Genomic DNA, 24,594 nt, shown 5'->3' on the forward strand with positions numbered 1-24,594 from the left:
TCTTAGCTGGCTGTCTACAGACACAAACCATCAACGCCAGAAAAATTTATCGGGGGAAAAATGACACTCTCAAGTTACCGCAAGAAAGCCCTGTCCGCGCTGATCGGCGCCATTTCGATCGGTGGGACAGCCTCGACCGTTGCCCAGGAAAACCTCGGCGAACTGGAGGAGATAGTGGTCGTCGGCAGCTACGGCCACAGCCTGCAGTCCGCCATAGACGCCAAGCGCAATGCCCCAAGCGTGACCGATGCCATCGTCGCCGAGGATATCGGCCAGTTCCCCGCGCAGAATATCGCCGAGGCGCTGCAGCGGGTGACCGGCGTCTCGATAGTGCGCGACCGCGGCGAGGGGGTCTATGTGCGCGTACGCGGCCTGGGCTCCAACTTCCAGGTGACCACCCTGAACGGCCGCACCATGGCGGTCAACGAGAATGTGCGCACCTCGGGCCAGTTCGGCCGCCAGTTCCGTTTCGACACACTGCCCGCGGAGCTGGTGTCCGCCGTGGAGGTGATCAAGAGCCCCACCGCCGCGCTGGACGAGGGGGCCATCGGCGGCACGGTGAACGTGAAAACCTTCCGCCCGCTGGACCTGGGCGAGACCAAGTTCACCGCCTCCACCCGCGCCAGCCACGCGGAGCTGGCCGACCAGACAGACCCGCGCCTGTCGGGCCTGGCCAACTGGGTCAATGACGACGAGACTTTCGGCCTGCTGGTCTCCAGCGCCTACGCCGAGCGCAGTCTGCGGCAGGACAGGTCGATCAATTTCGGCTGGACCGAAGTACCCGAAGGTATCGACACCGACGGCGACGGCACCCTGGACAGCGGCCCTGTGATCACTCCCGGCGGCATTCGCCCGACCCTGGAGCTGGAGGACCGCGAGCGCCTGGGCCTGTCCACCGCGCTGCAGTGGCGCCCCAGCGACAATCTGGATATCAACCTGGATATCCTCTACGTGAACCAGGAGGTGCAGTACGACGAGTTCACCTACAGCGCCGACTACGACTACGAAAACCTGGTGCCGGGTTCCGCGGTGATCCGCGACGGCGCCCTGGTCGGCGGTACCACGCAGGATGGTTCCGTGCAGATAGGCCGCGAGAGCTCCGGCATTCACGACGAAAACCTGGCCATAGGCCTGAACGCCGAGTGGCAACTGGACCAGTGGACCCTGTCCAGCGACCTCTTCCACTCCTCCGCCGCCAGCGAGGACGCCGACCCGATTCGCCGCACCCGCTTCCGCGTCACCAGCGGCATCGGCTTCGATTTCCTGTTTCCGAAAGTGAACGGCGACTCAGTGCCCTCGATCAACTACACCGATGCGGACCTGAACGATCCAGGCCAGTGGCCCGGCCGCCGCCTCGAGTGGCGCACGATACGCGCGGAGGACGAGGAGCAGTCCTTCCAGCTGGACGCCAGCCGCGAAATCAACTTAGCCGGCTTCAGCGAATTCGCCACCGGCCTCAAGCTGCGCGAGCGCTCGCGGGATTATTCCCGCCGCGACCTGCGCCTCTACGACGGCATAGAGGGAGTCACCTTCGACGAGAGTTACTTTACCGATTTCCCGGTGAGTGATTTCCTCGGCGACGCCTCAGGCCAACTGCCGCAGGTGTGGCTGGTACCCGACGAGTCCCGCTTCTGGAGCGACTGGCCCGGCGCCGCGGAACTGGCCGCGGAACTCACTTCCGGCGACCTGCGCAACTCCTATCGCATCGAAGAGAGTATCCGCTCCGCCTACGCCATGCTGAATATGGACAGTCTGCTGGGAGAAATACCCCTGCGCGGCAATATCGGCCTGCGCGTGGCGCAGACGGAACAGAAGTCCTCCGGCCACGCCACCGTCGACGGCGAGACGACGCCGGTGCGCTTTACCAGCGACTACACCGATGTGCTGCCGTCGCTCAACTTCGCCCTGGATATCCGCGAAAACCTGGTCAGCCGCATCGCCGCCGCCAAGGTGATCACCCGCCCGGACCTGCAGGACATGGCCCCGCGCCTGACCTTCAATTCTGGTGACATCCTCACCGCCAGCGGCGGCAACCCCAACCTGGAGCCCTTCGAGGCCTGGCAGTACGACGCCGCCCTGGAGTGGTATCCACGGGAGGGCACGGCGCTGACCGCCGGCGTCTTCTACAAGGATATCTCCACCTTTATCCAGACCCAGGTGTCCGATCTGGAGTTCAACGGCGAGACCTACCTGCTCACCTCCAGGGTGAATGGCTCCAACGCCGATGTCTCCGGCCTGGAACTCGCCTACCAGCAGATATTCCAGCAACTGCCCGCCCCCTTCGACGGCCTCGGTGTGCAGGCCAACTATACCTATACCGATTCCAGCGCGGTGTACGTGGACGGCGACGAGCGTATCGAGGGCGAGCTGGCGGATGTAGCCAAGAACAGCTACAACCTGACCGCCTTCTACGAAAGAGACGGCCTGGCGCTGCGTTTCAGCTACAGCTGGCGCGACGGGGTGCTCAACCAAATAGGCACCAACAGCCTGGCCACCGAGAACAACGCCGAGTTCGGCTCTCTCGACTTCAGCGCCTCCTATGATATAAACGAAGCTGTTTCTGTATTTGCGGAAGGCATCAATATCACCAACGAGGTGCAGCAGCTGTTTGTCGACGGCGACGAGTTCCGCAGCTATACCGACTACGGCCGCACTTTCGTGCTGGGGGCGCGGGTCGATTATTGATAACCGATCCTGGCTACTCGCCCCGTCGGGACTCGGGACTCGGGACTCGGGACTCGAAAAAGGATGCCGGCGTTTGGTGCGAAGGCGCTGCTGCCGGCTTCTCTTACGGGCAACGGGGGCGAGTAGTTACCTTGATTTTTTATTGGGAGAACCGACCATGACCCTATCCCGCCGGCACTTCCTGCGCAACGCGGGCGCCGCTGCAATGGCCTTCGGCGGCCTGTCCAGCTTTTCCACTCTCGCCCAGGTATACGCGGTGGACCCCCAGCGCGGTGTCGACCGCTTCGGCCAGCTCTACCGGGATCCGCACGGCATACTCAACCTGCCCCAGGGCTTCAGTTACAAAATCATTTCCCGCAGCGGCGATCTGATGTCCGACGGCCTCACCACCCCCAGCGCACCCGACGGCATGGCCGCCTTCCCGGTGCCCGGGAAAAGAGACCAGTGCCTGCTGGTGCGCAACCACGAGCTGGATTCCGTGGGCGAGGAGACAGGCCCCTTCCAGAACGATTTGTCGCGGGCGAAAAAGCTGGGCAAAAAGGCCTTCGACTTCTATCAAGGCGAACTGCCGGTCAACGGTGGCACCAGCACCCTGCTCTACAGCCACAAAACCGGCCGCGTGGAGCGCTCGCACCTCAGCCTGCTGGGCACCACCCGCAACTGCGCCGGCGGCGCCACACCCTGGGGATCCTGGCTCAGCTGCGAGGAGAGCCTGGCCGGCCCTGAACTCGGTTTCGGCCGCGAACACGGCTATATCTTCGAGGTGCCGGCCGTCGCCGAGGGACTGGTGGAGCCGGTGCCGCTGAAGGAAATGGGCCGCTTCGTGCACGAGGCCGCCGCGGTGGACAGCAGCAACGGCATCGTCTATCTCACCGAGGATTTCGACCAGGCGCTCTTCTATCGCTTCCTGCCCGCACAGCCGGGAGAGCTGGTAAAGGGCGGCAAGCTGCAGGCGCTGGTGATCCGCGACTGGCCGCGGGCGCTCACCCGTAACTGGGCGGAGGATGCACAAAATCCCGACGCCCGCCCGGTGGAAATCGGCCAGCGCTTCGCCTGCGAGTGGATGGACCTGGAGGAGGTCACCTCCCCGGATGGCGACCTGAGCCTGCGCGGTGCCGCAAAAGGCGCGGCGCGCTTCTGCCGTTGCGAGGGTGTGGCCTTTGCGATGCGCGCCGACGGACGCCGGGAAATCTTCTTCGCCGCCACCGGCGGCGGCCCCAAGCATATCGGCCAGATATGGCGCTACCGCCCCGGCCGCCACGAGGGCAGCGGCAACGAAACGCCGGGAGAACTGCAGCTGGTCTACGAAACCCGCGACCGCGCGCTGATGGAGTCCTGCGACAACCTGGCCATAGCGCCCTGGGGCGACCTGATCATCTGCGAGGACAGCTATTCCGACAGCCCGGATATGGTCAACTATATCCGCGGCCTGACACCACAGGGGAAACTCTACACCCTGGCCATGAACGCCCACCCGGACAAGGGCGAATTCTGCGGCGCCTGTTTCTCACCGGACGGCTCCACCCTGTTCGTCAATATCCAAAGGCCCGGCATGACCCTGGCGATAACCGGCCCCTGGGGGCAGTTGCGCTCGTAAGCGCAAGAAACTGTAGGAGCGGCCGTTGGCCGCGATCGGTCTGTGGAATAAACCACCATCGATCGCGGCCAACGCCGCTCCTACATGGGAAACCGGAAATTTTGGCAGTCACCAAACTGCCAAAATAAATTCACCGAAAAATCTGTCCCCGCGACGCCACTCAAAGCCTCTTCCCTATACCTGCAATCCGCAGGCATCACTATCGGAGGAGAAGAATCGTGAAAAAGATTTTGGCAACAATCGCCGCGCTGGCACTCAGCGGCCAGGCACTGGCCAACGGTCAGCTCAGCCTGCTGACCTACAATGTGGCCGGCCTGCCGGACGCCTTCAGTTCCGGCAATCCAGCCACCAACACCGTAAAGATCAGCCCGCTGCTCAACGACTACGACATAGTGCTGGTGCAGGAGGATTTCAGCTATCACGACGACCTGGTGAGCCAGGTCCAGCACAGCTACCAGTCGCCCCACTCCGGCGATATCGCCTTCGGCGACGGCATGAACCGCTTTGCCTTCGCCGATGTCACCGACTTCGAACGCACCAAGTGGGACGACTGCTACGGCGTCTTCGACAGCGGCAGCGACTGCCTCACTCCCAAGGGATTTTCCTTTTCGCGGATGTTCCTGGAGGGCGGCGCCGTAGTGGATGTGTACAACCTGCACGCCGACGCCAACACGGACGACAATTCCAACAGCGCCCGCGCCAGCAACCTGCTGCAGCTGCTGGACACCATAGAAACCCGCTCCAGCGGCCACGCGGTGATCGTCGCCGGCGATACCAATTCCCGCTACACCCGCGAACCTGACAGGCTGCACGAATATATCGCCGCCGGTTTTTCCGACGTGTGGGTGGAACAGTCCCGCGGCGGCATCTACCCGCAGGGCGGCGAGCCGGCACTGCTCGACTGCGCGGACAAAAACAGTGGCAACTGCGAGCGGGTGGACAAGATTCTCTACCGCAGCGGGCCGGCGGTGAGCCTGTCTCTCAGCGATGCCTTTGTACCCTCGCATTTTGTCGACGAAGCGGGCGCGGAGCTCTCGGACCACGACCCGGTGGCTGCCTATTTCAATTACTCGATCGTCGATGGCCTGCACCTGACCGACACGCTCGGCGGCCCCCACGGCAATTTCTTCAACGACCTGGTCGCCCTCGACGCAAGCGGCTATCCGCTACCGACCGCAGTCAGCCTGCGCGCGGGCAGCCGCGTGGACCGACTGGCATTCAGCTATGCAGACGGCCAGCAGCTGGCTCACGGCGGCTCCGGCGGCAGCCTGCAGACACTGGTCCTGGCGCAGGGTGAAACCATCGACACGATTACCGCCTGCCAGGAAAAGCACAACGGCCACACGCGCATTTTCTACCTGGCGCTGGAGACCAGTCTGGGCAATGGCATTGCCGGCGGCAGTCAGACGGGCAACTGCAAGACCTTTACCGCCCCGGCAGGCAAGGGCTTTATCGGTGCCTACGGCCGCTCCGGGGACGAGCTGGACAGGGTCGGTTTTATCGCGCGGGATTTCTAACCTGAATCAAAAATTGGCTTTTATTCCCACTATCAAGGTGCGGCCGTAGTAGCTGTAGCCGGCGAACTCACCACCGGCCACCGACTCCTGCTCCGCGGCGCCGGTGAGATTGATACCCTCGGCGAAGAAACTTATTTTCTCGCCGAGGGCGATGGAGACATGGGCATCGAGGGTACCGAAGGGCTCGCTGTCCTGCGCCGCCTGGCTGTAGGTGCCCACCTGTTTCAGAACCCGGTCGCGCCAGTTGTAGTGCAGGCGGACAGCCAAGCCCGGGACCTCGTAAAAAATACCCAGGTTGAGCGTTCTCGGTGCCACATCCGCCAGTTGGTCTTCTAGGGTGTTGCCGTCCTGGCGATATTCGGCGTGCGAATCCGTCAGGGCAAAATTTGCCTGGAGTCCGAGGCCATTCCAGGGCCCGGGCAATTGCGAAAACAGCTGCTGGTAGTCCAGTTCCAGTCCGCTGGCCCGGGCGCTGCCACCGTTGTTCCTGGTGGTGAGCTCGTAGTCGTCGCCGCCGATGGAAACGGTGGAGGTGTCCGTCTGGATAAATCCATCCAGCTCGGTGTGGAACAACCCCAGACTCAACAGGCCCCCGGGGGAAAAATACCACTCGAGGGCGGCGTCGTACTGCCAGCCGGTGACCGGCTTCAACTCGGGGTTTCCGCCCACCGCCGTTCGCGCGTCACCCGAATTGAGGGTCAGCCGGGGAGCCAGGTCCTGCAGGTCCGGACGGTTGATCACCCGGGCCGCCGCAAAGCGCCAGAGGCGCCCGCTGTCCATTTCGAAGGCGAGATTCAGTGACGGCAGCGGAATTGCAGCGCTGTTGTCGAAACGCACCGGCTCGACGCCGCCGTCCACTCCAGGCCAGTGGCCCGAGGCGCGGCGGGCGCTGTGCACAAGTCTCACCCCCAGGTTGCCCCGCCAGGGCCCCATGTGGAAATTGGCCTGCGTAAAGAGGGCCCGGCTTGCCTCCGCCACCCGGTAGGAATTGAGCAGATCGCCTGCGCTGGGCCCGGTCGCCGCCAGCGCTGTGGTATCCACCGACTGCCAGAAAAGTCTCTCATCGGGTACCAGCCACTGCTGCGGCAGGCCAGCGCTGTCTTCGAGAAAGTCATCCACCGGCAGCGGCAGGAAAAAGTCCGCGGGAAAATACTCGCCGGCAATGCCCTCGGTAATCACCGCATCCCGGCGCCGGTAGTCCCGCGTCCGGTAGCGCCAGTAGATGCCGCCCTCCAGACTCTCGAAAAATCCTCCGGCGAGATATCGCTCCACATCCAGCTCCGCGACCGCGCTTTCGTCGCGGGCGTCGATCCGCCGCCATTCCAGCCGCCGCCCGGGAAAGGCGTCCGGGTCCGCCAGCGACAGGTTGTGATAGTCGATATGTGGTAATGCGGAGCCGCCGCTCTGCGGATACCAGAAACTGAAATTGACATCCCCGTCCCGGCGCAGGCGGGTGCGTACAATGGGATCGCTGTTGTAGCTGCGCGCGCGGGACAGGGCCGCGCCGGTGCGGTAGCGCCAGTCGCCCCGCTCGCGCTCGAAATTGAAACCCAGCGCCTGCAGGCGATCGGCGAGGCCGGCGGATTCGCGACCTACCTGCACGGATCCACTTTTTGTCTCGCCGCCGACCAGGGCATCGCCGCGCCACTGCAGGCTGCCTTTCTCCAGGGATTCCGGCCCGTAGTCGGCGCTGTAGCTGAACTCCCGGTAGTCGGTGTCCCGGCGCAAATCCAGCAGATCCACATCCAGCCGGGTATTCTCGTCCGGCCGCCACTGCGCCGCGGCGCTGACGCCGAGGCGCTCGCTCTGCTCCAGCTCCAGGGTGGGGCGCACACCGCCCGGGGAAATGGCCCCGTCCTCCAGTTGGCTCCAGCGGAAATTGAGTGCGCGGTCCTGGCGCAGACTGCGCTCCGCATAGGCGGCGCCCAGCAGCAACCCAAAACTTTCATCGCTGTTGACCCAGGAGCCGATCGCCGAGAGGCGCGGGTCCCCGCTCCCGGACAGCGGTGAGTGGCCGACGGCGGCGCTGCCACTGAGCGCAGTTCCGGCCGGTGACGTGTCCAACGGCCGGAAGCTGCGCAGGTTGACACTGCCGCCGATGGCCCCGGAGGGATCGGCGGCGGTGGTGGACTTGCGCACTTCGACCCCCCCCACCAGTTCCGCGGGCAATATGCTGTAATGGAAGCGCCGGCCGTACTGCTCCGAGGTGCGCACATTCTCGTTGCTCGCCAGGGGGCGACCGTTGAGGGTCAGGTCGTTGAATTGGGTCGGCAGGCCGCGCAGGCTGATGAACAGCGCCTCGCCGCGGTCGCGCACCACCGAGACGCCGGCGCCGCGGCTTATCGCCTCGGCCACATTCAGTGCGGGGAATTTGCCCATGTCCTCGGCGAGCACAATATCCAGGCGCCGGTTCGCCTGGCGCTTCTTCTCTGCGGCCGCGCCCAGGGCATCGCGGTAATTGCCGGTGACCTGTACTTCCTCGATGCTGTCCGGAGCAATGGCTTTCGGCTCCTGCGCCGGGGAGTCCATGCGCGGCGCTACCAGCCAGCCCTCCCCCAGCCGCTCTGCGGCGAGCGGTGTATCCGCCAGCAGGTGGCGCAGCGCTCCGTCACCGGAAAATTTTCCCTCCAGTGCCGGCGCGCGCAACCCCTCCGCCTGCCGCGGATCGAACACCACCGCCTGGCCGACGGTGCGGGAGTAGTCCGCCAGGGATTCCGCCAGTGACTGGGCGGGCAGGGAAAAATAGTGGCCATCTGCGGCATTGGCGCTCGCCGACAGCAACAGGAGAGTGCACAGCATTGTTCGAAGAGCCGGGGCGCGCAGTTTTGGCATTGCCGGCGCCCCGGTTCAATGCGGCGAATGCCGCACCAGGATGCGCCCGTCCCGGTGCTCCACCTGTAGCGGATAGAGGCGGCTCAGCAGGGCCAGGTTTGCATCCGTGTCCGCCAGGCGAAAACGCCCGGCGACACGCAGCCCGGCCAGGCGCTCGTCCGCCACTTCTATCGGATCGGGACTGTGGCGGGAGAAATGCTCCAGCAGGAAAGCGAGGGATTCGTCGCGGATTTCTATCCAGCCGGAGCGCCAGTCCACCAGGCGCTGGAGGTCCACCGATTCGATCGGAGATATCCCCCGACGATCAATGCGCACCCGTTCGCCGGCACTCAGTATCAGCGGCTCGGCTCCGTCATTCGCGCGCACCTCCACCCTGCCCTCGTGCACAGTCACGTCGATACCGGTGGAGAACCTTTCGATATTGAACTCTGTGCCCAGGGCCACCACGCTGGCGTCGTCGATGCGCACCTCGAAGGGGCGCCGCTTGTCCCCGGCGACATCGAAATAGGCCGCGCCGCGCAGCAGGCTGATCCGGCGGCGGCGCTCTCCCAGGCGCACTTCCAGTTCGCTGGCCGCGGCCATTTCCAGCACAGAGCCGTCCTGCAGCTCGACCTGGCGCAGTTCCGCCACCGGCGTTTCGAGATGCAGCGCCGACAGCGGGTTTTCGCCACGGGGCAGCCACAGCAGCAGCGCCACCAGCAGGCAGGCGGCCGCCGCCAGGGCGCCGCCCCAGTGGGTCAGCCGGCGAACGCCTGTCCGCGGCAGCCCGGCCCTGCGCGCCGCCTCGGTCAGATCCGGATCGCACCAGGTCTGCAGCATGCGCTCCAGCAACTGCCCGTGGCGCGCATCGGCGTTGAGCCAGTTTTCGAAACGGCGGGCGCTGAGAGTATCCAGCTTTCCGTCGGACAACCGCTCCAACCAGTCCGCCGCATCCGAGTAAATCGCTTCCAGTTCAGCTCGCCCGGTCACTTTCACAAGTCTCCATCCAGCAGGCGCTGCAGGTCACAGAGGGCGCGGCTGATATGTTTTTTTACCGCCTCCTCGCTGATTCCCAGTTCCCGCGCGATGGCCGCGCGGCTGTCGCCGTGCAGGCGCCGGCGGATAAACACGGAGCGGCGCAGGGGTGGCATGGATTCCAGCGCCCGGGTCAGCAGCGCCACCCGCTGGGCGCTGCTGGCATTCTCCTCCGGTGAAGGGCGGGGACAGGCAATTTCCCGCTCGCCATCATGGCTGGGGGCTGGGCGGTTGATAATCAGGTTGCGCGCCACGCGGATGGCGTAGGCCACCGGGTTGCGGATTGGTTGCTCGCGGGCCTGTTCCAGCACCCGGGTGATGGATTCCTGGTAAAAGTCCGCCGCCTCGCTGGCATCCGCGACGTGGCGACTGAGATAGCGCCTGATCCGGGGGCTGCCCTCTACCAGTTCCCGGCACAGCGCTTCCTGTGGAACTTTCAATTCCGTCATTTCCGCTGAAACTTTGTATAGGTTCAGGCACCAGAGACTAGCGATTCAATATGACAGTTTGGCGTCGAAAGTACGCAAAGCATCCAAGCTGCCGTAGAGAACCCGCAAGTGGGTCTATCCAAGCTCGGCTCGATAGACAACGACAGGGAAACGATAAACAGAAACACAATCCATTCTCAATTTCATCTTATACGCACGCCGAACTGTCCCCTGCAAAACCGGACCGCCGGGCTAACCTGAAAGACAGTAAAGAGTATTTCCCAGGATCCTTACCGGGCGAGGTAAATCGGCCATGAGCAAACGAGATCAGAAAATTACGCGGCGGGAGTTTCTCAAACTGTCCGGCTGTTCACTGGCACTGCTGCCTGTAGCACTGATCGCAACCGATCGCGCAATTGCCCAGGGCAAGGCGACGAAGGAGGCAGTGCAGTACCAGGACTCGCCCAAGAACGGGCAGAAGTGCGCCGACTGCCAGTTCTTTACCACACCGGACGGCTGCCAGGTGGTGGAAGGGAAAATCAGCCCGGAGGGCTGGTGCAGCCTGTTTGTGGTCAAGCAGTCCTAGCCGGCACTAAAAAATTTACGCCGGCACCCGCTGCTCCCCGCGCAGCTTGTTCACATCCGCCCGCGGCGGGGCGCCGAACATGCGGCTGTACTCGCGGCTGAAATGGGACGGGCTCTCGTAGCCCACCCGGTAGCTGGCGGAGGCCGCCTCCAGCCCCTCGGCCAGCATCAGGCGGCGCGCCTCGTGAAGCCGCAGCTTTTTCTGGAACTGCAGCGGCGACATGCGCGTGACCTGCTTGAAGCTGTGGTACAGGGATGACTCGCTCATGTTGGCCTGGTCCGCCAGATCGCGAATGCGCAGCGGTTCCGAAAAGTGGTCCTTGAGCAGCGCGATGACCCGCGAGATGCGGTTGGCCTGGCTGTCCACCACGGCGAACTTGCGCATGCGCGCGCCCATCTCCCCCATCAGTGCGCGGTAGATGATTTCCCTGCGCGCCAGGGGTGCCAGTATCTGTGCGTCCATTGGGTTGTCCAGCAGTCCCACCAGGCGGCTGACGGCATCCAGCATGCCCTGATTCATCTGCGCCACACAGAGACCGCAGTTGATTTCCGGGCAATCGAATTCCGCCCGCAGCTCCGGGGCCTTGTCACCCAGTTCCAGCACCAGGTCGGTCACTTCCTGGGGGTCGATGATCAACTTGACGGCGAGGAAGGGATTCTCGGGCGAGGCCTCCTTGACCTCCCCCAACACCGGCAGATGCACCGAGGAGGCCAGGTAGCTGAGGGCGCCGTAGGCGATCTCCTTGTCGCCCAGATGCAGCGTCTTGCTGCCCTGGACGATAAAGCCGAGGGAGGGTTCGTATACCGATGCGGTGCAACTGGTGGTGGAATCCGAGCGGATCAGGCCGACGCCCTCCAGGGCGGAATACTGCAGCCCCTGCTCCGGCGCCCACCGCATGATGTTGCGCGCGAGCTTTCGCCGCGCGGACTCCAGTTCCCCGTCGGCGACAACTGAGTGTTTTTGCTCCATCGACATATGTACCCCTCCGCGCCCGACAGTATGCGGGCAGAATCGAACAAGCGAGGGCCCAGTATACGGAGTTTCAGGCAAGCCGCTTAGACTTTTGCAGAATTAGGCAATCACCCTGCAGTAATATGCAAGCCACCCAGTTCTCTCTTCCACTGACAATCCCTGACAACAGCTGTATATAACGGAAAAAATTACATTAGTGCTTAATCTGCCGGCGAGGCAGGCAGTGTGACCAAGCAGTACCAGAATCACCAGAATAGGATCAGGCAATCACCGCGCAGTAACCGGATACCGCCTCCGCCCTTGCCACCGCTAAGGTCTGCAGCCACTGGGAGAGACGTCTCCCACGCATTCGACCCTGCCGTAACTGAGGGAGTAAAGACGCAATGGCAAGAATACTGACATACACACTGCTCGGCCTGATGGCACTGGTGCTGGCGGGATGCAACGCCGGTGAACCGAGCGGTCAGCAGGCGCCGCCGCCGGCCGTGGAAGTGGCCGAGGTACAGGCCGAGCCGACCACGCTGTGGAGCGACTTTACCGGACGCGTGGCCGCGCCGGAAACCGTGGAGCTGCGCCCGCGGGTCAGCGGCTATATCGAAAAGGTCTCCTTCACCGAGGGCGAGCTGGTCAAACGCGGCGAGGTGCTCTTCGAGATAGACCCGCGCCCCTACCGCGCCCGCGAGCGCGCAGCTCGGGCGGAACTGGCCCGCGCCCGCAGCCAGCTGACCCTGAGCGAGAACCAGGCGGAGCGTGCGCAACAGCTGCTGGGCAGCCGTGCCATTTCCCGCGACGAATACGACGAGCGCATGGCCGCGCGGGATTCCGCCCGCGCCGCCGTCAGCGCTGCCGAAGCCGCAGTGGAGAACGCACAGCTGGACCTGCAGTACACGGTGGTGAAGGCGCCGATCAGCGGCCGCGTCAGCCGCGCCTTCATCACCCGCGGCAACCTGGCCAGTGCCGACCAGACACTGCTGACCACGCTGGTTTCCGTCGACCCTATGTACGTCTATTTCGAGAGCGACCAGCAGACTCTTGTAAGCAGTCGCGGTTTTTTCACCCCCGAGCAGCACCCGCAGGTGCGGGTCAGCCTGGCCGGTGAGGAGGGCTACCCGCACATCGGCGAGCTGGACTTTATCGACAACCAGTTGAACAACCACACCGGCACCATCCAGTTCCGCGCGGTGATCCCCAATCCCGACGGCACCTTCAAGCCGGGGCAGTTCGCGCGCGTGGAAATGCCGACGGAACAGCTGAGCCACGCACTGCTGGTGAACAGCAAGGCGGTGCTAACCGACCAGGACCGGCGCTATGTCTATGTGGTGAACGAGCAGAACATCACCGAGCGACGCGAGGTGGAAACCGGACCGCAGCAGGACGAGCTGGTGGTGATTCGCAGCGGGCTGCAGCCCGGTGAGCGGGTGGTGGTCAACGGCCTGCAGAAAATCTTCTTCCCCGGCATGCCGGTGCAACCGGAGCTGGTGCAGATGCGCGAGCCGGATCCGGCGCGGCAGATTGCCAGCCGCTGAGCACCGAACAAAATCTCTGGAGGAGCGGCGAGGCGGCCATCCGCCCCGCCGCTCCTACAAAAAAAATTATCTGATTCCGAAATTTGGTGCGGTTTCCGAAACCACACACGGGGTAACCCTATATGAATTTTTCCCGCTTCTTCGTCGACAGGCCCATCTTCGCGTCGGTGCTGTCGATCATCATCTTCGTCGTCGGCCTGATCAGCATTCCGGCGCTGCCGGTCAGCGAATATCCGGAAGTGGTGCCGCCCAGTGTCGCGGTCACCGCGCGCTACCCGGGCGCCAACCCGAAGACCATTGCCGAGACAGTCGCCACACCGCTGGAGGAGGCAATCAACGGCGTGGAGAACATGATCTATATGAAGTCCGTCGCCGGCAGTGACGGCACCCTGTCGTTGACAGTGACCTTCGAGCTGGGCACCGACCCGGACCAGGCCCAGGTGCAGGTGCAGAACCGCGTCTCCCAGGCGCTGCCGCGGCTGCCGGAGGACGTGCGCCGCCAGGGGGTGACCACCCAGAAGCAGTCGCCCAACCTGATGATGGCGGTGCACCTGATATCGCCGGACGACCGCTTCGATGCCACTTATATCCGCAACTATGCGGTACTGCATATCCGCGACGAACTGGCGCGCATCCCCGGCGTCGGCCAGGCGGGCCTGTTCGGCGCCGGCGACTACGCCATGCGCCTGTGGGTGGATCCGCAGAGGGCCGCCGCTCTCGGCGTCACCGCATCCGATATCGCCGGCGCGGTGCGCGAGCAGAATGTGCAGGTCTCCGCCGGCCAGATAGGCGCCCAGCCGATGCCGGGTGAAAACGACTTCCTGATCTCCATCAACGCCAAGGGCCGCCTGGCCAGTGCCGAGGAGTTCGGCGATGTGGTGCTGAAGACCGGCAGCGACGGCGAGATCACCCGCCTGCGCGATGTCGCGCGCATTGAGCTGGCCGCGTCCGAGGATACGCTGCGCGCGCTGCTGAACGGCCGCCAGGCGGTGGCCCTGCCGATCTTCCAGGCGCCCGGCTCCAATTCACTGGAAGTCTCTCAGGCGGTGCGGGAGAAAATGGCCGAACTGGACGACCACTTCCCGGAAGGACTGGAGTGGGAGATCGCCTACGATCCGACGGTTTTTGTCAGCACCTCCATCAAGGCGGTGATCAAGACCCTGCTGGAGGCGGTGCTGCTGGTGGTGCTGGTGGTGATCCTCTTCCTGCAGACCTGGCGCGCGTCGCTGATTCCGCTGCTGGCGGTGCCGGTTTCCATTATCGGCACCTTCGCGGTGCTGCAGGCACTGGGCTTTTCCATCAACACCCTGACCCTGTTCGGCATGGTGCTGGCGATCGGTATCGTCGTGGACGATGCGATCGTGGTGGTGGAGAACGTCGAGCGCAATATCGAGGAGGGGCTGAGCCCGCTGGCCGCCGCCCACCAGGCGATGCGCGAGGTGAGCGGGCCCATCGTCGCCATCAGCCTGGTGCTCTGCGCGGTCTTCGTGCCCATGGCGTTCCTGGACGGCATCACCGGCCAGTTCTACCGCCAGTTCGCGATGACCATTGCGATCGCCACGGTGATCTCCGCAATCAACTCGCTGACACTGTCGCCGGCGCTGGCGGCGACGCTGCTGAAATCCCACGGCGCTGCGCCGGATATGCCGGCGCGGATTATCGATCGCCTGTTCGGCTGGATATTCCGCCCCTTCAACCGCTTCTTTAACAAAAACGCCGAGCGCTACCAGGGCCTGGTCGGCCGCAGCCTGAACCGTCGCGGCCTGGTATTCGCCGTCTACGCGCTGCTACTGGCCGGCACGGTTTTTATGTTTAACCTGGTTCCTGGAGGATTTATCCCGACCCAGGACAAGACCTACCTGGTGGGCAGCATCCGCCTGCCGGAGGGCGCCTCACTGGACAGGACCGAAGCGGTTGCGCGCCGGGTGAGTGAACTGGCAATGGAGACACAAGGCGTATCCCACGCCGCCGCCTTTGTCGGCTTCAATGCGCTGCAGCGCACCAATACGCCGAACGTGGGCACAGTGTTTGTGCTCTTCGACGATTTCAGCGAGCGCGATCGCAGCGCCGAGGAAATTGCCGCGGAGCTGAACGGCAAGCTGGCGGGCATCAAGGAGGGCTTCGCGGTCAGCTTTATGCCGCCACCGATCTTCGGCCTCGGCGCCGGCTCCGGTTATTCGCTGTACGTTCAGAATCGCCGCGGCGCTCAGGACCGCACCGGCGCCGGCTACGGCGAGCTGCAGACGGCCACCAACGGACTGGCCGGCGCACTGAGCCAGACACCGGGGCTCAGCTATCCGTTCAGTTCCTACCAGGCCAATGTGCCGCAATTGGACGCGGAGGTGGATCGCCTGCAGGCCAAGGCCCAGGGGGTGCGCCTGGACGATCTGTTCGGCACTCTGCAACTGTACTTCGGCTCCCTGTATATCAACGACTTCAACCTGTTCGGCCGCACCTACCGGGTCATGGCCCAGGCGGACGCGCCCTTCCGCGACGAGATTGCGGATATCGACCATCTCTACACCCGCAACAACCGCGGCGAGATGGTGCCGATCAACACCATGGTGCAGCTGAAGCAGAGCTACGGACCCGACCCGGTGATCCGCTACAACGGCTACCCGGCCGCGGACCTGCTGGGCCAGTCCAACCCGGCGATGCTGTCGTCCAGCGAAGCACTGGCCACTGTGGAGCGGGTGGCGCAACAGACACTGCCCGCCGGCATGCAGATAGAGTGGACGGACCTCAGCTTCGAGCAGGTCAACCGCAGCAACGCCTCCATGCTGGTGTTCCCGCTGGCACTGCTGCTGGTGTTCCTGGTGCTGGCCGCCCTCTACGAGAGCTGGGTGCTGCCGCTGGCGGTGATACTGATCGTGCCCATGTGCCTGCTGGCGGCACTCTTCGGGGTATGGCTGACCGGCGGTGACAACAACGTGTTCGTGCAGGTGGGCCTGGTGGTGCTGATGGGCCTGGCCTGCAAGAATGCCATCCTGATCGTGGAATTCGCCCGTGAACTGGAGATTGAAAAGGGCATGGACCCGGTGCGCGCCGCACTGGAGGCCTGCCGCCTGCGCCTGAGACCGATCATCATGACCTCGGTGGCTTTTATCGCCGGCGTGGTGCCGCTGGTACTGGCCAGCGGCGCCGGTGCCGAGGTGCGCAATGCGATGGGCATCACGGTGTTTACCGGCATGATCGGCGTGACCCTGTTCGGCCTGCTGCTGACACCGGTATTCTATGTGGCGCTGCGCAAGCTGGCAGGGCATGGCAAGCAGCCCATTGAAGAAGTGCCGCAGCTGGAACAGGCGGCGTAGACCGGAAAGGACAGATCATATTCCCGCAACTGGCGGCACTTCGAGTGCCGCCATGCCCAACCAGAGGAACCAACATGGATGCGAGTTTTTGGCATCAAAAGTGGGAGAACAACGAAATCGCCTTCCACGAGGGGAAGGCCAATGCCCAGCTGGTCAAATTTTTCGGGGAGCTCTCGCTGGCGAAGGGCAACCGCGTATTTGTCCCCCTGTGCGGCAAGACCGTCGATATCGCCTGGCTGCTCGCCGGCGGCTACCGGGTGGCCGGGGCCGAACTGAGTGAACTGGCCGTGCGGCAATTGTTTGCGGATCTAGGAGTCGAGCCCGGGATATTGGCCGCGGGCAAACTGACCCGCTTCAGTGCAGCAAATATCGATATATTCGTCGGTAATATCTTCGACCTGTCCGCGGAGCTGCTCGGCCCCGTCGACGCAGTCTACGACCGGGCCGCCCTGGTGGCCCTGCCGGAGAAAGTACGCAGCCGCTATACCGCGCACCTGATGGAGATTACAAACAAGGCGCCGCAACTGCTGATCACTTTTGAATACGACCAGGCGTTGATGGAGGGGCCTCCCTTTTCCATCGGCAACGAGGAAGTGCAGCGGCACTACCGGGACCATTACGATCTGGCGCTCGCAACAAGCGCAAGCGTAGCCGGCGGATTAAAAGGAAAATGCCCGGCGACGGAAGATGTCTGGCTGTTGAGGAATGACCGAGAGACGTCCGCGCCCCTCGGCTAGCGGGGAAATACCAGCGCATACAGCCTGGTGATCACCGACAGCGGGATACAGGCAGCGATTATTATGATGCCCAGCAGTCCGCGCATCAGGTCACTGCCCTCCCGGTTCTTCTCGTCCTTGTCGGCCAGATAGGCGTTGTAGCAATGGTCCGGGCCATCGATGGGCCTGAAGGTAAAATCGATGATCCGCTCCATCAGCCGCCAGTAGGGCCGGAACGGAGTTTCCTCCACCCGGGCGAAATAGCCGGTGCGCGCGGAGATGGTGGCATCCGGGTTGCCGTCGGCAATGGCGTTGCCCAGCTGGTCTATGGCGACCAGCACGCCCATCATCCAGCGCATTTGTTTTCCTTATTGTGCCGGCAGGACTCCCTCAGCCCGCGTCCGGCAAGCCTTCGAAGAAATCCACCTCGCCGGTCTCCAGCGAATACTCTGCGCCCAGGATCAGCAACCGCCCCTTCTCCACCAGTTGTTCCAGTATCTGCGAGCCGTGGCGCAGCTGGTTGGCGGATGCGCGGATATTGGCGCGCACCGCCCGCTCCACCAGTTTTTCCGCGTTCTCCGCGGCTGCGGATTCCAGCAGCGGCTCCACCGACGGGCGGATGCGGTCAACGATAGAGCGCAGGTTGGGAGAGCGGCTCTCCTGGGGCCGCTCCAGTTCTTCCAGCGTGGCCTGCACGGCACCGCAATTGGAGTGACCCAGTACCACCACCAGCGGCGTGCCGAAGCGATCGGCGGCAAACTCGATACTGCCGATCTGCGACGGCGCCACCACATTGCCCGCCACGCGGATCACGAACAGGTCGCCGAGACCCTGGTCAAAAATCAACTCCGCCGGCACGCGGGAATCGGAACAGCCCAGGATAATCGCGAAAGGCGCCTGGCCGGTCAGCAGCGCCTTGCGCTTGTCCTCATCCATTCCGGAACTTTTTTCCTGGATTCCCGCTGCAAAGCGGCGATTGCCCTCCTGCAGGCGACGCAGCGCTTCCTCCACAGACAACATTTTCGCACCTCCCCTGAACGTCTTGTCGGTAAAAAGATTGGCGGCAAGGATAGCGGATTTCCACCACGGTCCGAAAGGCCACTGACGGCGCAATGGGACGGCAGAAAAAGCTGTGAGGCCGGCTCGGCGGCAAAGCGAATGGCAGGCACACGGCGGACGGCAGTCCGCCGGTAAATGCCGGGCGGCGTAAAGTTACTTCGACCAGTCCACGGCGTGCATGTGGTAAGCAGGCTCCAGTGCAAACGGGGAGTATGGGCCCGCGCACCAGTCGCCACTATCGAGCTGGTAGCAGTGAAGCCCCTGCTCGATGCACTGCCCGAACCCGGCCATCAGCGAATCATCGGCAAGGCAGTGGCGTGGAAACGCCGGCATCTCCTCGATCGGCGCGGGGCGCTTGCTGTAGCTGTAGTACTTGGGCGTGCCGCGCAGGTCGTCCCAGAAACCGTCGAAGCCGACGCAGCCGCCGAGCAACGCTGCGGTGGCCAGTGTGATCAGGGCTTTACTTGACATAGACGATACAGCGGCGGCCGCCGGAGATTTCATAACACTGGGCTGTGGGCGGGCAGATGGAGCCCTCGGCCAGCTCCTCGGCATCGCCGGGGCAGGCGTCGTAACTGGTTTTGCGCGCGGCGGGCTGTGCCGGTGGCTGGTGCGCTTGCGGTGCGCGGTACTCGGCGGCTCGGGGGACAGGGGGGCTGTAGGGGTAGACCACTTCGTCGCGGGTGTCGGCGACGCCGCAACCGGCGAGCAGTGTCGCGGTGGCGAGAACGGAAATTACTATCGTGTGTTTGTGCATAAATTTAGCCTCTGTGGTTAACGCCCTCTCCCCCGGCCCCTCTCCCGCAAGCGGGAGAGGGGAGCTACTCTTTCGAGTCCCGAGTCCCGAGTCCCGAGTCCCGAGTCCCGAGTCCCGATACTAGTAAACCCGCATTACCGGGAAAAACCAGCAGGCGGACCCCACCTTGCCCATCTGCGTATCTACGGAGCAGTGCCGGCTGGCGGACGGGGGCAGTTGGGAGTTGGGCTGGTAGTTGCCGACTTCGACAAAGTCGGCGCTGTGGCTGGCGTCGTCGGGATCAAAAAAGAACGGGTCGTCCCTGCCGCCATTTTCAACGGGGAGAAAAATGCAACCTTGCATCGCCAGTGCCGCCGCCAGTGGCAGAGCGAATGTCCCTATGCGCTTCATTTCCGAATACCTCTCGCTTTCAGAGCCGTGCTCACTATTTGTACAGTTTGAGTTTAGCTGGCGGGGGATTCGGCCTGTGGGAGGCGGGAGGAAATATGCGCGGAATTCATTCTTTAGATGTGGGAGCGGTCCGGCCGGGAGCGGCGCATGGTCGCGATCGCTATTGGGAAAATCCCAAAGTCCGATCGCGGCCAACGGCCGCTCCTACAAAAGAGCGATGGCGGCGCCTGTTACAACAACAGGCGTCGCACGTCGCCGAGGACGCTGACCAGGTAGGTCATAAAGCGCCCGGCGTCACCGCCATTGACGGCGCGGTGGTCGTAGGACAGCGCCAGGGGCAGCATCTGCCGTGGCACGAATTCCTTTCCGTTCCACACCGGCTTCACCGCCAGCTTGGACACGCCGAGGATGCCCACTTCCGGTGCGTTGACGATCGGCGTGAAGCCGGAGCCACCGATGGCGCCGAGGCTGGAGATGGTGAAACAGGCGCCCTGCATGTCCCTGGGCTTCAGCTTGCCGTCGCGGGCGGCGAGCGCCATCTCGGTGGCTTCTTCCGCCAGGTCGTAGAGGCCCTTCTTGTCCACGTCGCGGATCACCGGCACCATCAGGCCCTTGGGCGTATCCACCGCCATGCCAATATGCACATAGTCCTTGCGTACTATATGTTCGCCGTCGTTGTGCAAAGACACATTGAAGCTGGGCTCGGCGCGCAGCGCGGCGGCCGCGGCCTTGAGCAGAAAGGGCACGGGGGTGAGTTTCACGCCGCGCTTTTCCGCCTCCGCCTTCATGGACTTGCGGAACTCCTCCAGCTCGGTGATATCCGCATCGTCGAACTGGGTCACATGGGGCACGTTGAGCCAGTTGCGCGCCATGTTGGCGGCGGTGATCTTGTGAATCTTGCTCATCGGCTCGGTTTCCACCGGGCCGAACTGGCTGAAGTCGATCTCCGGCATCGGCGGCAGGCCGGCGCCGACGCCCGCGGCGCCGCTCTCAGCCTTCTGCACCTGCTCCTTGATATAGGCGTGCAGGTCGTCCTTGGTGACGCGGTTGCGCGGGCCTGTGGCCTTGACCTTGCTCAGGGTCACGCCCAGTTCGCGCGCCAGCTTGCGCACCGCGGGGCCGGCGTAGACCTCGGCGGAGACGGTGAGGTCCCGCTCCAGCTTGTGGTCCCGTTTCGGTGCCTCTTGTGGCAGCGCTGAAGACTCCCGCGGCTCGGCAGCGGCGGAAGGCTTTTCCTCTTTCCTGGGCGCGGGCTTCTCTTCCGCCTTCTTCGCAGCGGCGCCGGAGACTATTTTCAACACACCCAACTTGTCGCCGGTGGAGACCTTGTCGCCCTCCTTCACGGCGATGGAGACCACGGTGCCGGTGCTCGGCGAGGGCACGTCCATCGAGGCCTTGTCGCCCTCGACCACGATCAGGGAATCGCCCTCGGCCACTTCGTCGCCGGGCTGCACGCTGACCTCGATCACGTCCACGGATTCGGCGCCGCCCAGGTCCGGAACCTTCACGGTTTCCTCTTTCTCTTCGCCTGCGGCCTCGCCGCCCTCGGAGGCCTCCTCTTCGGCTTCCTCTTCCTCAGCGGGCTCTTCTTCCTTCTCCTCTTTTTCGCCTTCGGAAGGTTTTTCCTCTTCTTCCTCACCGACTTCGGTCTCTATCTCGCCGATCACATCGCCCTCGGAGACCTTGTCGCCCTCCTTGACATCGATGCTGACGATCTTGCCGGCGTAAGGAGACGGCACGTCCATGGAGGCCTTGTCGCCCTCCACAACGATCAGCGAATCCTCTTCCGCTACCGTGTCGCCCACGGCGACGGTGATTTCGATTACGTCTACCTGATCGGCGCCGCCGAGATCAGGCACTTTAATGACTTGTTTGGCCATATTGTTCGCCTTCTCCTAGCACAACCGCGGGTTGGTCTTTTCCGAATCGATGTTCAGCTTCACGATGGCGTCCGCCACCTCCTTCGCATCGATCACGCCCTGTCTGGCCAGGCCGTTCAGCGCGGCGACGGTCACATAGTTGCGATCCACTTCGAAGAAGCGGCGCAGCTGCTCGCGGCTGTCGCTGCGGCCGAAGCCGTCGGTGCCCAGCACCGTCAGGTCGCCGTCGATGTAGTTGCGCAGCGGTTCCACGTAGGAGCGGATGTAGTCGGTAGAGGCGATCACCGGGGACTCGTTGCCCTCGAACTGCTCACTGATCCAGGCCTTGCGTGGCTTCTGGGTCGGGTGCAGCCGGTTCCAGCGCTCCACATCCTGGGCCTCGCGGGCCGCCTCGGTGGCGGAGGTCAGGCTCCAGACGTCGGAGGTCACGCCGAACTCGTCGGCGAGGATGTCCGCCGCCGCCAGCACCTCGCGCAGTATGGTGCCGCCGCCGATCAGCTGTACATGCTTCTTGGCCGCCTTGCCCTTGGCGCCTTTCTTGACGTTGGACTGCAGTTTGTAGATACCGCGGATGATGCCCTCTTCAACGCCCTGGGGCATTTCCGGCTGCAGGTAGTTTTCGTTCTCGATGGTGATGTAGTAGAAGACGCTCTTCTGCTCCTCGTACATCTCCACCAGGCCGCGCTGCATGACAACCGCCAGCTCGTAGCCGTAGGCCGGGTCGTAGCTCTTGCAGTTGGGAATGGTGGCCGACAGCACGTGGCTGTGGCCGTCCTGGTGCTGCAGGCCCTCGCCGTTCAGGGTGGTGCGACCGGCGGTGGCGCCGATCAGGAAGCCCCGCGCCTGCATGTCACCGGCGGCCCAGGCCAGGTCGCCGATGCGCTGGAAGCCGAACATCGAGTAGTAGATATAGAAGGGCACCATCGGCACGCCGTGGTTGCTGTAGGCGGTGGCCAGAGCCATCCAGGCGGACATGGCACCGGCCTCGTTGATGCCCTCTTCCAGCACCTGGCCCTTCTTGTCTTCCTTGTAATACATGATCTGGCCGTGATCCACCGGGGTGTACTTCTGCCCCTGGGAGGAGTAGATGCCCAGCTGTCGGAACAGGCCCTCCATGCCGAAGGTGCGCGCCTCATCGGGAACGATCGGCGCCACGTTCTGGCCCATGTTCTTGTCCTTCACCAGCGCGGAGATGGCGCGCACGAAGGCCATGGTGGTGGAGATTTCGCGGTCGCCGGAGCCCTTGGTCAGGGCGCTGAAGGCGTCCAGGCCGGGCACTTTCAGTTTCGGGCATTCGTGCAATCGCTGCGGCACCGGGCCGCCCAGGGCCTTGCGGCGCTCGGCCATGTATTTCATTTCCGGGCTGTCCGGGGCCGGGCGGTAGTAGGGGACCTCCTCCAGCTCCTTGTCGGTCAGCGGTATGGCGAAACGGTCGCGGAAGCGCTTGAGGGCTTCCAGGTCCATCTTCTTGACGTTGTGGGTGTCCATGGCCGCCTCACCGGCGGCGCCCAGGCCGTAGCCCTTCACCGTCTGCGCCAGGATCACCGTGGGCTGGCCCTTGTGCGCCATGGCGGCGGCGTAGGCGGCGTAGACCTTGTAGGGGTCGTGGCCGCCGCGGTTCAGTTTCATGATCTCGTCGTCGGAGAGGTCCTTGACCATCTCCAGCAGTTCCGGGTACTTGCCGAAGAAGTGTTCGCGGGTGTAGGCGCCGCCGTTGGCCTTGAAGTTCTGCATTTCGCCATCGACCACTTCGTCCATGACTTTCTGCAGCAGGCCCTTGTCGTCCTTCTCCAGCAGCGGGTCCCACAGGCGGCCCCAGAGGACCTTGATCACGTTCCAGCCGGCGCCGCGGAAGACGCCTTCCAGCTCCTGGATGATCTTGCCGTTGCCGCGCACCGGGCCGTCCAGGCGCTGCAGGTTGCAGTTGACCACGAACACAAGGTTCTCCAGCCGCTCGCGGCCGGCCATGGAGATGGCGCCGAGGGATTCCGGCTCGTCGCACTCGCCGTCGCCGAGGAAGGCCCACACCTTGCGGTCGCCGCGCGGGGACAGGCCGCGGGCGGACAGGTAGCGCATGATGTGCGCCTGGTAGATGGCCTGGATGGGCCCCAGGCCCATGGAGACAGTGGGGAACTGCCAGTAGTCCGGCATCAGCCAGGGATGCGGGTAGGAGGACAGGCCCTTGCCGTTCACTTCGCGGCGGAAGTTGTCCATCTGCTCCTCGTCGATGCGGCCCTCCAGGTAGGAGCGAGCGTAGATACCCGGGGAGCTGTGGCCCTGGAAGAAGATCAGGTCGCCCAACTCGTCGCCCTCATTGCCGCGGAAGAAGTAATTGAAGCCCACGTCGTAGAGGGTGGCGGCGGATGAAAAGCTGGCGATATGGCCACCCAGGTTATCGCTGCTCTGGTTGGCGCGCACCACCATCGCCAGGGCGTTCCAGCGAATCAGGGAGCGGATGCGCCGCTCCATGAACAGATCGCCGGGCATGCGCTTCTCGGCGCTGGTGGGGATGGTGTTGCGGTAGTGGGTGGTGATGGCCGCAGGCAGCTGCACACCCACATCGGTGGCGCGGTCGGCCAGCTGCCTGAGCAGGAACGCGGCGCGCTCCTTGCCACTGTGGCGGATCACCGCCTGCAGCGCGTCCAGCCACTCCTGCGTTTCCTGGATATCGGTTTCGTCTTGCATCAAACAACGCTCCTCGGCGAATTGAACGACGTCGAGTCGGGGTCTTCTACTCAAGTTTCGGGGTTCATTTCCGGGAGCTGGAGCGGGGTGCGCCTTTCTGGGACACGGGCTAGGCGCCCCCCATGAATACCTCCCTGTAGGCTTGTCCGCGAGGTCCCTCTCGCAGACAGTCCCAGAAAGGCGCACCCCGCTCCAGCTTGTGCCACCGGCAGGCACCTCGAACTCCGAAACTGGAGTTAGCTCTATGGGTAAATTTCGGTAACCGGGCAAACTACAGCGCAGGCAGAAAATTGCTTCCTTTTTTCGACATTCTCGCCAATTCACCACCGTCGTTGGCGGAAATGCAAAGTTAGCAAAAGCTCACTTCAGTGTGGCGGAGAGGGGAAACGGCGCCTTGCTGTTGCCGTGATTCAGTATCTTTGGCTGTGAATTCTAGCCCGGGTACACAAGCCGCCCTGGCGGCCAATCGGTCATCCCGGTCTTATAAGCGGGGGCGATTGTAGTATTACTACAAAACTTTTTCCAGATAGGATGATTAGTAACAATTAAAACCAATTTGCAAAACAATTATTTGCCAATTCGTCATTTTAACGAAACATATTGCGGGAAATGGCAGAAATTCAATTACGAAATCGAGTC

At 63.5% G+C, this 24,594-nt stretch carries 18 protein-coding genes; 7 read left to right on the forward strand and 11 right to left on the reverse strand.

Annotation, left to right across the window (positions count from 1 at the left end):
• The first annotated feature begins 60 nt into the window (after window positions 1–60).
• The 3 genes from AC6R19_RS02360 (at window position 61) to AC6R19_RS02370 (ending at window position 5,799) form a co-directional block, all read left to right on the forward strand.
• A complete protein-coding gene (locus AC6R19_RS02360; RefSeq protein WP_500577876.1) occupies window positions 61–2,685 on the forward strand; it encodes a TonB-dependent receptor in 2,625 nt (874 codons plus the stop codon).
• 157 nt (window positions 2,686–2,842) lie between these two features.
• Window positions 2,843–4,282, forward strand: a complete 1,440-nt coding sequence (locus AC6R19_RS02365) for an alkaline phosphatase PhoX (protein WP_500577877.1) — start codon at window positions 2,843–2,845, stop codon at window positions 4,280–4,282.
• A gap of 218 nt (window positions 4,283–4,500) precedes the next feature.
• Complete coding sequence (locus tag AC6R19_RS02370) at window positions 4,501–5,799, forward strand: jacalin-like lectin (RefSeq protein WP_500577878.1); 1,299 nt, start codon at window positions 4,501–4,503, stop codon at window positions 5,797–5,799.
• A gap of 6 nt (window positions 5,800–5,805) precedes the next feature.
• Here the strand turns inward: AC6R19_RS02370 and AC6R19_RS02375 are convergent, their stop codons facing one another.
• Genes AC6R19_RS02375 through AC6R19_RS02385 form a run of 3 tightly spaced genes read right to left on the reverse strand, consistent with a single transcriptional unit; the run spans window position 5,806 to window position 10,094 of the window.
• Window positions 5,806–8,631, reverse strand: a complete 2,826-nt coding sequence (locus AC6R19_RS02375) for a TonB-dependent receptor (protein WP_500577879.1) — start codon at window positions 8,629–8,631, stop codon at window positions 5,806–5,808.
• A gap of 15 nt (window positions 8,632–8,646) precedes the next feature.
• Entirely contained in the window at window positions 8,647–9,600 is a 954-nt protein-coding gene (locus AC6R19_RS02380; RefSeq protein ID WP_500577880.1) for a FecR family protein, read from the reverse strand.
• A gap of 2 nt (window positions 9,601–9,602) precedes the next feature.
• Window positions 9,603–10,094, reverse strand: a complete 492-nt coding sequence (locus AC6R19_RS02385; RefSeq protein ID WP_500577881.1) for an RNA polymerase sigma factor — start codon at window positions 10,092–10,094, stop codon at window positions 9,603–9,605.
• 292 nt (window positions 10,095–10,386) lie between these two features.
• Between AC6R19_RS02385 and AC6R19_RS02390 the strand changes: the two genes are divergently transcribed.
• Complete coding sequence (locus AC6R19_RS02390) at window positions 10,387–10,659, forward strand: high-potential iron-sulfur protein (protein ID WP_500577882.1); 273 nt, start codon at window positions 10,387–10,389, stop codon at window positions 10,657–10,659.
• A 15-nt stretch (window positions 10,660–10,674) separates the two neighbouring features.
• Here the strand turns inward: AC6R19_RS02390 and AC6R19_RS02395 are convergent, their stop codons facing one another.
• Complete coding sequence (locus tag AC6R19_RS02395; protein ID WP_500577883.1) at window positions 10,675–11,634, reverse strand: AraC family transcriptional regulator; 960 nt, start codon at window positions 11,632–11,634, stop codon at window positions 10,675–10,677.
• A gap of 380 nt (window positions 11,635–12,014) precedes the next feature.
• Here AC6R19_RS02395 and AC6R19_RS02400 point away from each other — a divergent pair, with 380 nt between their 5' ends.
• The 3 genes from AC6R19_RS02400 to tmpT all read left to right on the forward strand — a co-directional run bounded on the left by AC6R19_RS02400 (window position 12,015) and on the right by tmpT (window position 17,205).
• Complete coding sequence (locus tag AC6R19_RS02400) at window positions 12,015–13,157, forward strand: efflux RND transporter periplasmic adaptor subunit (RefSeq protein WP_500577884.1); 1,143 nt, start codon at window positions 12,015–12,017, stop codon at window positions 13,155–13,157.
• A gap of 122 nt (window positions 13,158–13,279) precedes the next feature.
• Window positions 13,280–16,468 (forward strand): efflux RND transporter permease subunit, encoded by a 3,189-nt coding sequence (locus tag AC6R19_RS02405; protein WP_500577885.1) that lies wholly within the window; start codon window positions 13,280–13,282, stop codon window positions 16,466–16,468.
• Window positions 16,469–16,542: 74 nt separating this feature from the next.
• Entirely contained in the window at window positions 16,543–17,205 is a 663-nt protein-coding gene (gene tmpT, locus AC6R19_RS02410; protein ID WP_500577886.1) for a thiopurine S-methyltransferase, read from the forward strand.
• Here tmpT and AC6R19_RS02415 read toward each other — a convergent pair.
• The 7 genes from AC6R19_RS02415 to aceE all read right to left on the reverse strand — a co-directional run bounded on the left by AC6R19_RS02415 (window position 17,202) and on the right by aceE (window position 23,955).
• On the reverse strand, window positions 17,202–17,543 hold the full coding sequence (locus AC6R19_RS02415; RefSeq protein ID WP_500577887.1) for a hypothetical protein: 342 nt from the start codon (window positions 17,541–17,543) through the stop codon (window positions 17,202–17,204). The genes tmpT and AC6R19_RS02415 overlap by 4 nt on opposite strands.
• Window positions 17,544–17,574: 31 nt before the next feature.
• The gene (locus AC6R19_RS02420; RefSeq protein WP_500577888.1) at window positions 17,575–18,204 is read right to left on the reverse strand and encodes a carbonic anhydrase; all 630 of its coding nucleotides are present in this window, start codon (window positions 18,202–18,204) and stop codon (window positions 17,575–17,577) included.
• A gap of 192 nt (window positions 18,205–18,396) precedes the next feature.
• Complete coding sequence (locus AC6R19_RS02425) at window positions 18,397–18,714, reverse strand: hypothetical protein (protein ID WP_500577889.1); 318 nt, start codon at window positions 18,712–18,714, stop codon at window positions 18,397–18,399.
• Window positions 18,704–19,000, reverse strand: a complete 297-nt coding sequence (locus tag AC6R19_RS02430) for a hypothetical protein (protein WP_500577890.1) — start codon at window positions 18,998–19,000, stop codon at window positions 18,704–18,706. The genes AC6R19_RS02425 and AC6R19_RS02430 overlap by 11 nt, the downstream gene beginning before the upstream one ends.
• 120 nt (window positions 19,001–19,120) lie before the next feature.
• Window positions 19,121–19,390 carry a hypothetical protein gene (locus AC6R19_RS02435; protein ID WP_500577891.1) on the reverse strand — a complete coding sequence of 90 codons (270 nt, stop codon included), beginning with the start codon at window positions 19,388–19,390 and terminating at the stop codon, window positions 19,121–19,123.
• A gap of 230 nt (window positions 19,391–19,620) precedes the next feature.
• Window positions 19,621–21,270, reverse strand: coding sequence for a dihydrolipoyllysine-residue acetyltransferase (gene aceF / locus AC6R19_RS02440; protein ID WP_500577892.1), 1,650 nt, complete (start codon window positions 21,268–21,270; stop codon window positions 19,621–19,623).
• 15 nt (window positions 21,271–21,285) lie between these two features.
• A complete protein-coding gene (aceE, locus tag AC6R19_RS02445) occupies window positions 21,286–23,955 on the reverse strand; it encodes a pyruvate dehydrogenase (acetyl-transferring), homodimeric type (protein WP_500577893.1) in 2,670 nt (889 codons plus the stop codon).
• Between the last annotated feature and the right edge of the window lie 639 nt (window positions 23,956–24,594).

The organism is Microbulbifer sp. SE14 (assembly GCF_059834885.1).